The following is a 14,252-nucleotide window of genomic DNA, read 5'->3' on the forward strand; positions in this document are numbered from 1 at the left end:
CCCTCGGCAAGGATGTGGTCGTTGGCCGTCTGTGCGTCCTTGCCGCCAACCACGAAGCGCGGACGACGGCGGGAGTTGTGCTCCCGCCGTCGTGAGCCGTTCGGCTTGCTGCCTGGCATTGTTGGCGCGGCGCTCAGCCTTCAAGCTTGGATTCTTCGCCCAGCCGGTGCCATGAACGGTTGTGGTAGACCAGAGCGTCGCCAGGTTCGCCCGCTTGGACGTCACGCATCACGCGGGACTCTAGGGCGTGAACGGCGATGATTGTGGAGGTTCCCACCTCCATGCGATCGATGACGGCGCAGCGGACCCAGGCGCGGACATCGTCATACACCGCTTCGCCGGTTGCAAGGGGCGACCAGCGGTGCGTCTGGTCAAAGCGGTCGGCCCCGGGGGTCGCTCCGAACTTCGCCAAGTGGACGTCGTGCGCGTCCAGCAGGTGCACGACGACGGTTTCGGCGCGCGAAAGCACCTCTGACGCAGAGGACAGTGCCGAGACCGAGAAAATCAGCAACGGAGGTTCCGCACTCACTGACACGACCGACGATACCGTCAGTGCCACCGGTCCTTCGCCGGCATCCGCCGTGATGACGGCGACTCCTCCCGGGTGGCCACGGAACAGCTCTTTGAATTCGTCGGCTAAGAGGGAGGACGGGAAGCTTTGCTTCGGAGCCTTGAGCCAAGTGTCTGCGGGGTAGGCGTGAAACATGGTTAGGAGAGCCTGGGTGCGGAGCGGTGGAGTTCCTCGCGGATGATGTTCGTCCCTGCGCTGAGAGCACTCAGCTTGGCGAGTGCGACGTCCCGGGGGAACGGTGCCATGCCGCAGTTGGAGCTGGGGATGAGCTTGTCCGCATCGACGAACTGCAGGGCCTTGCGGAGGGTGTTGGCGACGTCCTCCGGGGTTTCGATGGTCTCGCTTGCGACGTCGATTGCCCCGAGCATGACTTTCTTGCCGCGGAGGAGCTCGATGAGGTCCATGGGCACATGGGAGTTCTGGCATTCGAGTGAGATGATGTCGATGCTGGAGCTCTGGAGCAGCGGGAACGATTCCTCGTACTGCCGCCACTGTGAGCCGAGCGTCGCCTTCCAGTCGGTATTGGCCTTGATCCCGTAGCCGTAGCAGATATGCACAGCGGTCTCCGCTCGCAGTCCTTCTGCCGCTCTCTCAAGCGCAGCCACGCCCCAGTCCTTGACCTCATCGAGGAAGACATTGAACGCGGGCTCGTCGAACTGGATGATGTCCACGCCGGCCGCCTCTAGTTCTTTCGCCTCCTGGTTCAGGATCGTGGCGAACTCCCAGGCCAGCTTCTCGCGGCTCTTGTAGTGGTCATCGTAGAGCGTGTCCACCATCGTCATTGGACCGGGAAGAGTCCATTTGATCGGCCGGTCGGTGGCTGCGCGGAGGAACTTCGCGTCTCCGACGAATACCGGCCGCTCGCGGCGCACCGGTCCGACGACGGTCGGCACGCTCGCGTCGTAGCGATCGCGGATGCGCACGGTCTTGCGCTGTTCAAAGTCGACTCCGCTGAGATGCTCGATGAAGGTCGTGACGAAGTGCTGGCGGGTTTGCTCGCCGTCGCTGACGATGTCGATGCCGCGTCGGCTCTGCTCGTGGATGGCGATACGCAGCGCATCCTGCTTGCCCTCGAGCAGCGCCTCTCCCTCCAGCTTCCACGGGGACCAAAGAGTCTCCGGCTGTGCGAGCCACGATGGTTTCGGCAGGCTTCCGACAACGGTGGTGGGCAAAAGTGTGTTCATGATTGACGATTCTCCGTGGGTCAGTTGACGAGAGCGGGGTAGTTGGCGGTCCACTGGTCCAACAGATCCTTGTGGGGCGTGATGAAGTGCTCCTCCGTGTACTTCGCCTGCGTGATCGCGAGCTGACTGCGCTCGACGCGGTCGTAAGCGATCTGGGTCCGCGAGTAATCCTGCTCTCCCAGGCTCGGCTGGTAGACGGGGGCGGCGGCGGAGTTCGCGTTGTAGACCTCCGGGCGGTAGATCTTCTGGAACGTCTCCATGGTGCTGATCGTGCCGATGAGCTGCAGGTTGGAGTAGTCGTTGAGCAGGTCGCCGCGGAAATAGAAGGCGAGCGGCGCAACGCTGCCGCGTGGCATGAAGTAGCGGACCTGCAGCCCCATCTTTCCGAAGTACGCGTCCGTCAGCGAGAACTCATCCTGCTGGTACTCGACGCCCAGGATCGGGTGACGGTTCCCGGTTCGCCGGTAAGTCTTGCTCGTGGAGACGCTGATGCACACCACTGGCGGCTGCGGGAAGCGTTCCTGGCATTCGGGGGAATCGAGGAAGTGCTGGAACAGTTTGCCGTGAAGATCGCCGAAGTCCTCGGGAACGGTGGGCTTGCCTGAGTCCCCTGCTGCCGCTGGCAGTAGGACGCTGAAGTCGAAGTCACGGACGTAGGAGGAGAAGTTGTTCCCCACGATCCCCTGGTGGCGGACCCCGTTCAGCAGGTCGAGGATCTGGATGTCGAGGACCTCAAATAGCGGGAACTGCTGATCCGCGCCTTCCACGGTGACCTGTATCTGCACGGAGACGATCTCAAGCTCGAGCGTGTAGCGGTCGCGGTCCGGGTTGTCCCAGTCTGCGAGATCGTTGAAGCGGCGCCGCATCATGGTCAAGGCGTTGCGGAGGTTCTCCTGACGGTGCTCGCCCCGTGCCAGGTTGGCGAAGTTCGTCGTGATCCGGGAGCCCTCCGACGGGGAGTAGTCCTCGTCGAAGCGGGTGGTGGTGATGCTGAAGGTGAAGTCGTCTGCCATGCGCTGCCAATCCGTGGATGATGGGCCGGAGACGGCCTTTCAGAAGGTGATGTATCCATGGTGCAGCCTTCCGGGGGGTATCGAGTAACTAGGCGTTACTATGCATTCATATAGAATTTTCCTATGCCCCAGCTTTCGAGCGGACTGACCCTGCAGCAGCTCCGCTACTTCATAGAAGTTGCAGGTGAGGGGTCGATCTCCGCGGCTGCCGATCTTCTCTACGTAGCGCAGCCGACAATGTCCGCAGCGATGAAGGACCTTGAGGCCCGGGTGGGCCGTGCGCTCCTGCTTCGCTCCGCCCGCGGGGTCACCCTCACCACCGACGGGGCAGAGTTCCTCGGCTATGCGAGGCAGGTCGTCGAGCAGTTCGCCCTCCTCGAGCAGCGCTACCTTGGTAGGCCACCGACGCGACGTTTGCTCGGGGTGTCAACGCAGCACTACTCGTTCGCGGTGGACGCCTTCGTCCGGATGGTCAAGGCCACTGAGGTGGCTGAATACGAGTTCTCGCTGCGTGAGTCCCGCACCTGGGACATCATCGAGGATGTCCGGACGCTCCGCAGCGAGATAGGCATCCTCTACCGGAACGATTTCAACCGGAAGATCATCGACAAGCTGCTCCGGGAATCCGGGCTCGCGTTCACTCCGCTTTTCCTCGCCGATCCACACATTTTCATTTCACGGAACAACCCGCTCGCCTCAAAAGAGCGAGCGACTCTCGCCGATCTCGCCGGCTTGCCGCGCCTAACCTTCGATCAAGGTGCGAACAACTCTTTCTACTTCGCCGAGGAGATTCTCTCCACCTTGTCCAGTAAGCAGGAGATCCGGGTCTCTGACCGTGCGACGATCTTCAATCTCATGATCGGGCTCCATGGCTACACGATCTCGACGGGCATCATCAGCGGACGCCTCGACCCGGAGATTGTCGCCATCCCGCTCGACGTTGACGAACGCATCGAGATCGGCTGGATCGGTCACGCCGCGATTCCGCTCACCGACCAAGCGCAGCGCTACCTCAGGGAATTGCGGGCGGTCGTCGCTGAGTTCGGCGTAGCGCTACTCGACTGAATGCAGTTGAGTGGGCGGGTCTTTACCCCTTCGGTGACTTCTCGACCTGCAGAAACGCCGGATTCGTTGATGCACGGGAGTTCTCGCAGCTACTTCTACTCCCGTACTTTAAACGGCGATAACGGATATTCGGTCAAGTGGCCAGGGGCCATGCCCGAGGGAGCAGGCACCCTAGGAGGGTCCGATATGTCGTGCCCCATAACGTCGGCGTCAGAGTAGGGCGAAATTCCGTTTCACTGACAGTTACTCCAAGGTGCTCTCAGGTTCCACCCTGACAGTAGGCAAGGTCAGGACACCCGGTGCAGTGAACCGAGAATCATCGAAATAGTCCACGAAATGAGGGCCTGATGGAAAATCTGCTGGGACAGGGACTGGCGACGTTACCTCTTGCAGCTCTATAGGTACCTAAGAACAGTCCTGAACTCCGCCAGACTGGCACATCCTCCCTGGCCTGACGTCCGTGACGTCAGGTTCGGGTGTGCTTCTAGCGGACACACCGGCGGCCAATCTTCTTCGTCTGGACGCTCCAGAAGGAACCCCGGGCAGTCCTGAGGCGCGGTAACAAATGCCCGACTTTTGAGGAAATATCTTGGGCCGCCGTTGGTCTCTGTGACGGCGTGAAGGTTTACGAAGGGACCACTACCCGCGATTCCTCCTCCAAATTCACACGGAGGAGACGTGGCATTGATACGTACCTGGGTTGTTTGAGGACGATGCGTGACGCCCCGGGACGCTGCACCAGTGGGTAGGTTTCGTAGCGTTGCCCTCCCTTGCCTCGAATTTCACTACTTTCCGCAGCATGTCTTCGTGCGTCGGTTTGGTCCGGTGCGACGCCGTGTGAACCGCGTTTTACTCCCGGTTTCCCTTCGTGAACACGGCTCTTCTGTGCCCGTTTCCTCTCTGCTCTCATGGTGGAAACGCCAGCCAGCCGGACAGGCCACACCGTACAATCCATCCCCGAAGCTCAGAAAGTCCCTCATGAAAAACCTGCAGGTATCCCGAAGAACCTTCTCCGTCCTTGGCGTGGCCGCGGCAATGTCCGCCGTTTCCTTGATGGTTTCGGGCTGTGGAGGCCCGGCAACTGCTCAGGGCGGTTCGGGAGCGCCCGAGGTTACGGAATTGCGCTATGAAGGAACAACTAACGCCGTGACCCTTCCCGAGCTTGCTGAGGACCTTGGCTACCTGGGCAATGTGAAGCTTAAGTGGGTGGGAAACACCATCAGCGGCCCGGCCAGCATTCAATCGGCGGCCACTGGTGCCACCGATTTCGGCGGTGCGTTCGCCGGTGCCGTCGTGAAGCTCATCGAGGCAGGCGCCCCTGTAACGGCCGTCATCAGCTCCTACGGGGAGGACGAGAAGACCTTCAACGGCTATTACGTCAAGGACGACAGCCCTATCCGTAGCCCCCGGGATCTGATCGGCAAAAAGGTCGCCGTCAACACCCTGGGTGCCCACTACGACGCGGTCCTGAACAGCTACCTGAAGAAGAACGGTCTAAGCCAGGAGGAGATCAAGCAGGTCCAGCTGGTCGTGGTTCCACCTAACGACACTGAGGAAGCCATTCGCCGTGGTCAGGTCGACATCGGGGTCCTTGGCGGGGTGCTGCAGGACAATGCCGTCGCCACGGGTGGGCTTCGTTCCCTTTTCAACGACTTCGAGCTTTTTGGAACGTTCGCCGGAGGCCAGTACGTCCTGCGGAAGGACTTCATTCAGCAGAACCCGGACACCACGAAGATCTTCACTACCGGCGTCGCGAAGGCGATCGAATGGGAACGCACGACCCCCCGCGATGAGGTCATCGCCCGCTTCACCAGCATCATCGAAAAGCGGCAGCGTAATGAAAGCACCGCGACGTTGAAGTACTGGAAGAGCGTCGGCGTACCGGCCAAGGGAGCCATCGCCGATAAGGACTTCAGCCGCTGGTCAGAATGGCTGAAGGACACGGGCATCGTCACCGGGGACATCACCCCGTCCAAGTACTACACCAACGAATACAACGGATTACTGAAGGCCTCGTCATGACGCAGAGCTTCCCAACCAATCAGCCTGCAGAGCGCCGGGATAACCTTCGCTGTCACGCCTACCAAGGACGCCCTTTCCACGTGGATGTTCCACGTCCCCGCATCGTGGGGGTCCCTGTCCTGACCGCCATACGCCGGTGCCAGCTCAGCGGCCGCGGCGTCGATCTTCCCACTCTGGAGTCCGCATGAATACCGACATCCTGAATCTCACCGCTGACGTCCTGGTGATCGGCGGTGGCCCGGCCGGGACATGGGCCGCGATCAAGGCTGCCCGCGCCGGAGCGGATGTGATCTTGGCAGACAAGGGCTACTGCGGCACGTCGGGCCCGACCGCTTCCGGCGGCACGGGGGTCTGGTACGTGCCGCCTTCGGAGAAGGCCCGTCAGGCTGCGATGGACAGCCGTGACAAGCTGGGCGGATTTCTCGCCGACCGGGGATGGATGCGGCGGGTGCTGAACCAGACCTGGGACAACATGAACGAGCTCGCCGATGAGGGCAGGTACCCTTTCCCCGTCGGGCCGGACGGGCAGCAGATGCGCAAAGGCCTGCAGGGCCCGGAATACATGCGCATCCAACGCCTCCGGGCGACGCGGGCCGGTGTCCGGATCCTTGATCACAGCCCGGCGCTCGAACTGCTGACCGACGCGAACGGGGCTGTCGCCGGCGCCCGCGGGTACCGCCGCCAGGAAGGCACACACTACACGGTGCGGGCCGGAGCGGTGGTGCTCGCGACCGGCGGGTGTGCGTTCCTGTCCAAGGCGCTGGGGACGAACGTCAACACCGGCGACGGTGCCCTGATGGCGGCCGAGGCCGGTGCGGAACTCTCAGGCATGGAGTTCTCGACGGCCTACGCGATCGCCCCGGAATTCAGCACGGTCACGAAGACGGCGTACTACAGCTTCGCGACGTTCTACCGCGAGGACGGATCGGTGCTCGAGGGCGCCGGCAGCCAGGGCGGGCGCTCGGTGATCGCCCGCGAACTGCTCACCAGCCGGGTCTTCTGCACCCTGGACGGTGCTTCTCCGGATGACCAGGCCGCCATGCGCCTCGGGCAGGTCAACTTCTTCCTGCCGTTCGACCGCGCTGGCATCAACCCGTTCACGGACCGCTTCCCGGTGACGCTGCTGCTCGAGGGCACTGTCCGCGGCACCGGCGGCGTGCACGTTGCGGGCGAGAACGGCGAGACGTCGGTGCCCGGCCTGTACGTAGCAGGCGATGCCGCAACCCGCGAGCTGATCTGCGGAGGCTTCACCGGCGGCGGCTCGCACAACGCGGCCTGGGCAATGTCCTCAGGGGTGTGGGCCGGACGCGCGGCCGCGATCCACGCCGCAGGCCTCGGGGCCCGTGCCACGGGCCGCGCGGTCTCCGGGGCCGGTGAGGCCGCGCTGCGACCCACCGGGACGCCCGGACAGCCCGAGGCGTACCAGGATGTGCTCCGCGTCGTCCGCGAGCAGGTCCACCCGTACGATAAGAACTACCTGCGCCATGCCGACCGGCTCACCCCCGCCCTCGCGGCCCTGAACGACACGTGGGACCAGCTCCGCTCCTCCCTCTACGCCACGGACGGCGACGCCGTGCGCGCCCGCTCGGCGGCGGCGATGATCGCGCACGCCCGGTGGATGTACACCTCGGCACTGGCACGCACCGAAAGCCGCGGCATGCACACACGGCAGGACTACAAGAACATCGACCCTGCCCAGCACCACCGCCTGCTGGTCGGCGGCCTGGACTCCCTGTGGACCGCGCCGAGCACCTGGACCCGCGACCTTGCGAGCGTGGCGTCATGATCGAGCTCGTCTCCCCGGACAAGTGCATCAGCTGCGACAAGTGCGTCCAGGTCTGCCCGACCAACGTGTTCGACACCGGAGCGGACGGCCTGCCGGTCATCGCGCGGCAGGACGACTGCCAGACATGCTTCATGTGTGAGGCGTACTGCCCCGTCGACGCCCTGTTCGTGGCGCCGAACTCCGAGCCGCTGCCCGCCGACAGCCCCCTCCGCGACGAAGAGCATCTGGACAACAGCGGCCTGCTCGGCAGCTACCGCAAAGGCATCGGCTGGGGCCACGGACGCACGCCCGGCGCCCGCCTCGCTGTCGGGCCGGCACTTCCACCAGCGCGCATCTCCACCAAGGAGAACGCCGGCAAGCCCGCGCCGCCACCCACCACTGATCCACTGACCGCCTGATCCCGAACGCACCCGCGGCCCGACCGCCGACACCACCCACAACGAGCCGATCCCTCGGTGCCCGCATTCGTTCCCCAGCTGGATGTCTCCGAGGAATTCGATAACCGATACCACCAGATCTTCTCGAGGAGAACAAGTGACGCAGGATCCGATTCCCCCGTACGCCCGTGGCTACGAGACCTTCGAAGGAAGCATCGGCAGGACCATCACTGAATCCCGCCGGGCATGGCCGGCCGAGAAACGGGCCCCCGAAGGTGCACCGAACATCGTCGTAATTCTGCTTGACGACATGGGTTACAGCGACATCGGTCCCTTCGGCTCGGAAATCGAAACCCCTCACCTGGACCACCTCGCCCAGACCGGCGTGGCTCTGACCAACTACCACACGACGCCTGTCTGCTCACCCGCACGCGCTGCCCTGCTGACCGGCCTCAACCCCCACCGCGCCGGTTTCGCAAGCGTCGCCAACTCCGATCCCGGCTTCCCCGGACTCCGCCTGGAACTCGATGAAGATGTTGTCTCCCTGCCCGAAATCCTTCAGGGACAGGGCTACGCAACCTTCGGCGTGGGCAAGTGGCACCTGACCCGCGATGCGTTGATCAACGAGGGAGCTTCCAAGTCCACCTGGCCCGTTCAGCGGGGATTCGACCACTATTACGGGTCGTTGGAGGGGTTCAACTCGTTTTTCCACCCTAACCAGATCGTCCGCGACAACACCGTTGAACTGCGGGAGGAAACCCCCGAGGGTTACTACATCACCGATGACTACACTGACCAGGCGTTGTCGATGATCAAGGCCCTGAGAGTCAGTGACTCACGCAAACCCTTCTTCCTCTATTTCGCCCACACCGCAATGCATGGACCGCTGGGGGCCAAACGCGTCGACATCGACAAATACCGTGGGAAATATCATCACGGATGGGACGACGTGCGGGTGAACCGCCACGCCCGGCAGATAGCAGCCGGGATCATCCCTGAAGGAACACCACTGCCTGACCGCAACTCCAAGAACGGTGCTGGGGTCCCCGCGTGGGAGAGCCTGCCCGAGGAGACCCGGGACCTGTACGCGCGCTACATGGAGGTCTACGCCGCCATGGTGGATAACGTTGACCAAAACCTGGGACGGCTGCTGGAACTGCTGGAACAACTCGGTGAACGCGAGAACACCATCGTGGTCTTCACTTCCGATAACGGCGGAACCGGCGAAGGAGGCCCCGAAGGCACCAGATCCTACTTCAGCCGTTTCAACCACACCCCAGGGCTGCCCGCCGACTGGCAGCCTGACGTCGAACGGGATCCGGACCTTATCGGCGGACCCCAGACGATGGTGCACTACCCCCAGGGCTGGGGCATGGCCTCCAACACGCCCTTCCGCTTCTATAAAGGCCAGACCTATGCTGGCGGGGTCCGCGTTCCCCTGATCCTCTCCTGGCCCCAAGGACTCCAAAAATCGGCCCAGGAATCACCGATACGCCCGCAGTACCAGTACGTCACCGACCTGACTCCCACGCTCCTGGACCTCGCCGGACTGGAGCATCCCGGCCACCGGCACAACCTTCCGGCCCAGGAGATTGACGGGATCAGCTTTGCACCAATACTTCGGGACGCCAAGCATCCGAGCACGCACCGGGAACAGTACGCCGAGTTCGGCGGCAACAGAGGCTACTACCGCGATGGCTGGAAGATCGTTGCGGACCACCAGCCCGGAACCCCTATTGATGACGGCGAGTGGGAGCTCTACAACGTTCAAAGCGACCCCAACGAACTGCACAACGTGGCCGCGGACAACCCCGCATTGCTCCAGGAACTTGCCCTCGCTTGGGAAAAGTCCGCCTGGGAAAACACCGTTTTCCCGCTGCAGGATGGGCGCGGAGGAGGAAATTTGGACATCCGCCGCCCGGCCGAACAGGAACTCGCCAAGCCAGTCACACTCCTGCCCGGCACTCCTAAGCTTGAACGGTACCGGTCCAGTAAGCTCATCGCCCTCCGGAACTTCACCATTGAGATAGATGTGACCTTCGAGCCGGGGAAGCAGGGCGTACTTGTGTCACACGGCGATCAGGGCGGCGGCTACTCGGTCTACATCGAGGATGGCCAGCTCAACTTTGCCCTCAACGAGTACGGCAAGCTCCACGTCATCAACGGAGGAACGTTGGCGACCGGACGCCAAAAAATCCACCTGTCAGCCATAGCCGGCGAGGACTTCCGCGTCACCTACCTGCTGTCTGTAGACGGCGCCCAACGGGCGGCTCTTGAAGATGTTTGGGCATTTGTTGGAATGGCACCTTTCAGCGGCATTGACGTAGGAGTAAACCGAGGAGGGCCCGTCCACTGGGACCTGTATGAACGCCACGGATCATTCCGCTACACCGGTAACCTCCACAGCATCCACTACGAACCCGGAAACCGCGCGCCCTACGACCCACTGGTCCTGGCCGAACTGGAACTCGACGTCGCCCTCACCTACGACTGAAAAGCCCCGCAATCCAGCGCGTCCTGAGCTGAATGACGAGCTGTTTCGGAAACCAGTTCATGCGCCAAATTCGTGTCGAGAAAGTCATCCACCAGAAATGTGGGCGCAAACTGCAGCCCCTACTCTGAATTAGCGGGGTCAACCCGTAAGCATGAACGGAGGAGGGGACGTGACGGAAGAACAAGCACTCGGCACCGTGCAGGACCTAACGGACCTCGCCGTCGGCGACATCATTGAAGCCTGGCACGAAGGACGCTGCTACAACCGTGGAAAGGTGCTGCAGACCGTGCCGTCCATGGGGATGTTCTGGATCCTCGACACCGGCAGCGGCACCCGCAAGCTCGTTGATTTCGAATCCCTGCTCGTCCGGCGCATCTCAGTGGATGAACCCCGCAGCAACCCTTCCGTGGCCTAAGTGCTGGCCCCGGCGTGTCCGGCGCCAGCCGGAATACTGACAGAGCCACCACTGCGCCTTATTCGATAAAGCCCCGCCAGTTTGGTTCACCGACAACTGGGGCTCCGTCGAAGGCCGGTGTGCCCTCCTTGGGTGAGGGTTGGCAAGACGGCCACCGGGGCAGCTGAGAGGGCCTCGCCTATCGGCTCCTTGCATGGCCGTTTCGGGATGAACAGATGCGGCAGTAAATCAATATTGTCCAGCATCCACGCCTGCCACTACACTGGCGTCGCCCGTGAAGTCCATAACCCCGGCGCTCAAACCACGCCGGCGGAGGGCCCTTATGCATGGGTACACGCAGCACGTGATCGCGGCGGCACGGCACAGAACCGGCGACGCGTCGCAGATTCAGAGATACGCGTCCTGGACCCTGATCCAGTATTTTGCCTTGGCGCGCGGATGGCCGCCGCGCTCAGCGGTCTGGACGGATGCCTTGACCCAGTCGTGGTGGGACGAGGCCGCCCCGGCCATGCTCAAGACCGTTCAAAGCGCCTGGTCGCGCGAGGGGATGCGCGCCCACATCCGGCAACTGGCCGCCCTGAACGAGTTCTGCTGGGAGCTGTTCCCAGCGCCCGGGGACGACCAGGAGCGCAGGGACCTCGTCGTCGGTGTTGCGAACGACCTCGGGACCTGGAAGGCATGGCCCGGGCTGCACGACGTACGGAATCTCCTGCGCCTGCCCGCGGCGGTGGCGCAGGACCTTACGGCTTCCCAGCTTGCTGACCCTCACCAAGGCATAAGCTCTCCACCCTCGACTAACACCGACGGCCGCTGAAGGTGCCGGTCTTCCGCTTTCACGGCCGCGCGCTAGGTGTAGCAACCGACCTGTGCACTTCGCCAACTCCCAGGAAAGATAGCCAGCCTGTTGGTAATCCGCCAACAGGGCTGGCTATCCAGATTGGATGCGGGATAAATGTGATGACGGCCGGCAACGAACGCTAATAATGGATATTCGGTCAACCAAGGAGTCCTGGAACTGCTACGGGAGGGCCGCGAGCCGTAGGTACTGGTACACGTCTCCCTACTGATGCCGTAGTCGCGGGCGAGGACGGATTTCGGAACGCCGCCGGCTGCGCGCTGGACCAGTTCGGCCGCGCGTTCCGGTGTGAGGGTTTTCTTCCGCCCCTTGTAGGCGCCGCGTTGCTTGGCCAAGGCGATGCCATCGCGCTGGCGTTCCCTGATGAGGGCGTGCTCGAATTCAGCGAAGGCGCCCATGACCGAGAGCATGAGGTTGGCCATGGGGGAGTCCTCGCCGGTAAAGACCAGGCCCTCTTTGACGAACTCCACCCTCACGCCTTTACGGGTGAGGCCTTGGACCAGGGCATGGAGGTCGTCGAGGTTCCTGGCGAGGTGGTCCATGCTGTGCACCATGACAGTGTCCCCGTCACGGGCAAACCTCAGCAGCTCAGTCAGCTGCGGTCTGGCGGTGTCCCTGCCGGAGGGCTTGTCCGTGAAGACCCGGTCCAGAACCAGCCCGTCGAGCTGGCGCTGCCCGTTCTGATCCAGCGTGCTCACGCGCACCCAATCCTCTGACCAGCCACCATACCTCCAACCCTCGTTCATGTGGGATTGACTTCTAGGCCTTCCCCGACGAACGTCAAGAGGTGCAGGGCTTGGGCGTCAGGTTGGGGTGTGGGGCAACCGGACGCTCAAGCCGGATCATCGCAGACATTTGCTTAAGAGCGGGGTTGCTCAACCGTTCCGGGCTCGGCTTTCTTTGTTGGGCTTGCGGTATCGCGTGGCCCGGTGGCTGCTGCCCGTCAACCTCCAAAGGCCCCTGAAGGTGTCGGCGTCCGGCTACCTGGAGTATCCGAAACCCGGGCGGAGAACAATCTGCACTGCCGCGTCTACGTCCTGGCGGAGGTCCCGGTCCTGGACATCGGAGGGCAATCCCAGGCCGGAGGTGAAAGCTGCCCTGAGCCGTTGGCTGCGGAATCCGGCCGGAGTGCGGCCCTGTAGCCTCAGTGCGCGGGTGGCGCACAGGAATTCGATACCAATAATGGTCGAGAAAGCCTGGATGGTGGCGGAGAGTTGTGATGTTCCCACGCTTGCGAAGCTCGCATCTTCTTCCGCGCCCAGTGACAGGACTACTGTCTGCAGGCTTGCCGGCTGGGCGTTGGCACGAATTTGGCCGGCAGCTGCGGCTGCCACATATTCCAGCATCATCACCCCGGACTGGCCTGTATCGTCGGCGGCGAGGAACCGGTTGAGGCCGGTGTATAACGGATCGCAGAGCAGATCGATCCTGCGAAGGATGGTGGCACAGGCGGCACCGACCGCGAGGTGCAGGGCATCGACCCGCCTGGCGAGGGTGGTCATCTGGAACAGGCCGTGGTGGGCGACGCCGTTGGTGCCCTCCTGTGCGGAACCGAACACCAGCGGGTTCTCATTGCCGGCTACGACGATGCGTTCCAGAAGGCTCTGGAGCGCGTCGAGTTCCTCCCGCATGGAGCCGAGGACCTGGGGCAGGGTGCGCAGGCAGTAGGGGTCCTGGATCCGCGCCGGAGTGTGGTCTCGGTCGACGAGTTCATGGAGCACTTGGGCCATCTCAGCAACGGCAGCCGTATCGGCGGCCCGCGCCACCTCGGGTCCGAACGCCTCCGGGTTTCCGGACATCGCGGTAAAGGACAGGGCGCTGGCTGCTGTGAGGTTTTCCAGCAGTGTGGCCAGCTTCTGGTGGGCTACGACGGCCTGCGCGATCGTAAGCGCATTGGAGCTGATGAACGGCAGGGCATCTTCGGTGGCCCAGCTTTCCAGGGGTGCACTGATCTTCTGCCCGTCCATGGTGGGCCGCTCGCCCAGCAATGTGAGCGCCGTCCCGGACAGTGCGGGGAGGTCTGCTGTTCCGATGCCGCCGAACTCCCGCACCTCGGGGAGGGCATCGGCGTTAATCAGCCCCGCCAGAGCCTCCGCCACGGCGGGGCTGATTCCCGAGGAAGCGGCAGCGAGCTGGGAGAGCCTGATGATCAGCATGGCACGGACGGTTTCGCGGTCCAGGGCTTTGCCGGCATCGACGGCGTGGCTCCGCAGCAGGTTGAGTCCGTGAACGTCGCCTTCCATACCAACCTGGTTTAGGGTCACGGAGCGGTTGGCGCCGACGCCGGTGGAGCGGCCGTAGACCGGCCGGATTTTCGCGGTCGCCTGGGCGGAGCGCTGTGATTCTGCCATTCGCTCGAGGGCTGACGGCGCCAGCCGGACCTGTGTTGCCGCGGTGGCTGCTGCGGCCAGTGCGGGCAGGTCCAGCCGGCGCCCGTCGATCTCGATCACGGAAAGGATCCCTTCTTGG

11 protein-coding genes and 1 pseudogene are annotated in these 14,252 nt (G+C 63.2%); 7 read left to right on the forward strand and 5 right to left on the reverse strand.

The annotated features are described in order from the left end of the window. Positions 1 to 133 precede the first annotated feature (133 nt). Genes ACFRAH_RS16380 through ACFRAH_RS16390 form a run of 3 tightly spaced genes read right to left on the reverse strand, consistent with a single transcriptional unit; the run spans position 134 to position 2,768 of the window. Entirely contained in the window at positions 134 to 706 is a 573-nt protein-coding gene (locus ACFRAH_RS16380; protein ID WP_377991959.1) for a flavin reductase family protein, read from the reverse strand. Between the two features lie 2 nt (positions 707 to 708). After that, entirely contained in the window at positions 709 to 1,755 is a 1,047-nt protein-coding gene (locus ACFRAH_RS16385) for a methionine synthase (protein ID WP_377991960.1), read from the reverse strand. A gap of 20 nt (positions 1,756 to 1,775) precedes the next feature. After that, complete coding sequence (locus ACFRAH_RS16390) at positions 1,776 to 2,768, reverse strand: DUF1852 domain-containing protein (protein ID WP_377991961.1); 993 nt, start codon at positions 2,766 to 2,768, stop codon at positions 1,776 to 1,778. A gap of 123 nt (positions 2,769 to 2,891) precedes the next feature. Here ACFRAH_RS16390 and ACFRAH_RS16395 point away from each other — a divergent pair, with 123 nt between their 5' ends. From ACFRAH_RS16395 to ACFRAH_RS16425, 7 genes are all read left to right on the forward strand, one after another. Further along, on the forward strand, positions 2,892 to 3,833 hold the full coding sequence (locus ACFRAH_RS16395; RefSeq protein ID WP_377991962.1) for a LysR family transcriptional regulator: 942 nt from the start codon (positions 2,892 to 2,894) through the stop codon (positions 3,831 to 3,833). Between the two features lie 1,146 nt (positions 3,834 to 4,979). Then, a complete protein-coding gene (locus ACFRAH_RS16400; RefSeq protein WP_377991963.1) occupies positions 4,980 to 5,855 on the forward strand; it encodes an ABC transporter substrate-binding protein in 876 nt (291 codons plus the stop codon). A gap of 184 nt (positions 5,856 to 6,039) precedes the next feature. Continuing rightward, positions 6,040 to 7,641, forward strand: a complete 1,602-nt coding sequence (locus ACFRAH_RS16405) for an FAD-dependent oxidoreductase (RefSeq protein ID WP_377991964.1) — start codon at positions 6,040 to 6,042, stop codon at positions 7,639 to 7,641. Then, positions 7,638 to 8,039, forward strand: coding sequence for a 4Fe-4S binding protein (locus ACFRAH_RS16410; RefSeq protein ID WP_377991965.1), 402 nt, complete (start codon positions 7,638 to 7,640; stop codon positions 8,037 to 8,039). Before ACFRAH_RS16405 ends, ACFRAH_RS16410 begins: the two co-directional genes overlap by 4 nt. A 136-nt stretch (positions 8,040 to 8,175) precedes the next feature. Continuing rightward, positions 8,176 to 10,512 carry an arylsulfatase gene (locus tag ACFRAH_RS16415; protein ID WP_377991966.1) on the forward strand — a complete coding sequence of 779 codons (2,337 nt, stop codon included), beginning with the start codon at positions 8,176 to 8,178 and terminating at the stop codon, positions 10,510 to 10,512. A gap of 169 nt (positions 10,513 to 10,681) precedes the next feature. Continuing rightward, on the forward strand, positions 10,682 to 10,927 hold the full coding sequence (locus tag ACFRAH_RS16420) for a hypothetical protein (RefSeq protein WP_377991967.1): 246 nt from the start codon (positions 10,682 to 10,684) through the stop codon (positions 10,925 to 10,927). A gap of 472 nt (positions 10,928 to 11,399) precedes the next feature. Then, complete coding sequence (locus ACFRAH_RS16425; RefSeq protein WP_377991968.1) at positions 11,400 to 11,741, forward strand: hypothetical protein; 342 nt, start codon at positions 11,400 to 11,402, stop codon at positions 11,739 to 11,741. 204 nt (positions 11,742 to 11,945) lie between these two features. Here the strand turns inward: ACFRAH_RS16425 and ACFRAH_RS16430 are convergent. Beyond that, a pseudogene (locus tag ACFRAH_RS16430) lies at positions 11,946 to 12,529 on the reverse strand (recombinase family protein). 234 nt (positions 12,530 to 12,763) lie between these two features. Further along, a complete protein-coding gene (locus ACFRAH_RS16435) occupies positions 12,764 to 14,233 on the reverse strand; it encodes an aromatic amino acid lyase (RefSeq protein WP_377991969.1) in 1,470 nt (489 codons plus the stop codon). Between the last annotated feature and the right edge of the window lie 19 nt (positions 14,234 to 14,252).

Origin of the sequence: Arthrobacter sp. NPDC056727, from assembly GCF_042790555.1 — a bacterium.
In the GTDB taxonomy this organism is placed as follows: domain Bacteria; phylum Actinomycetota; class Actinomycetes; order Actinomycetales; family Micrococcaceae; genus Arthrobacter.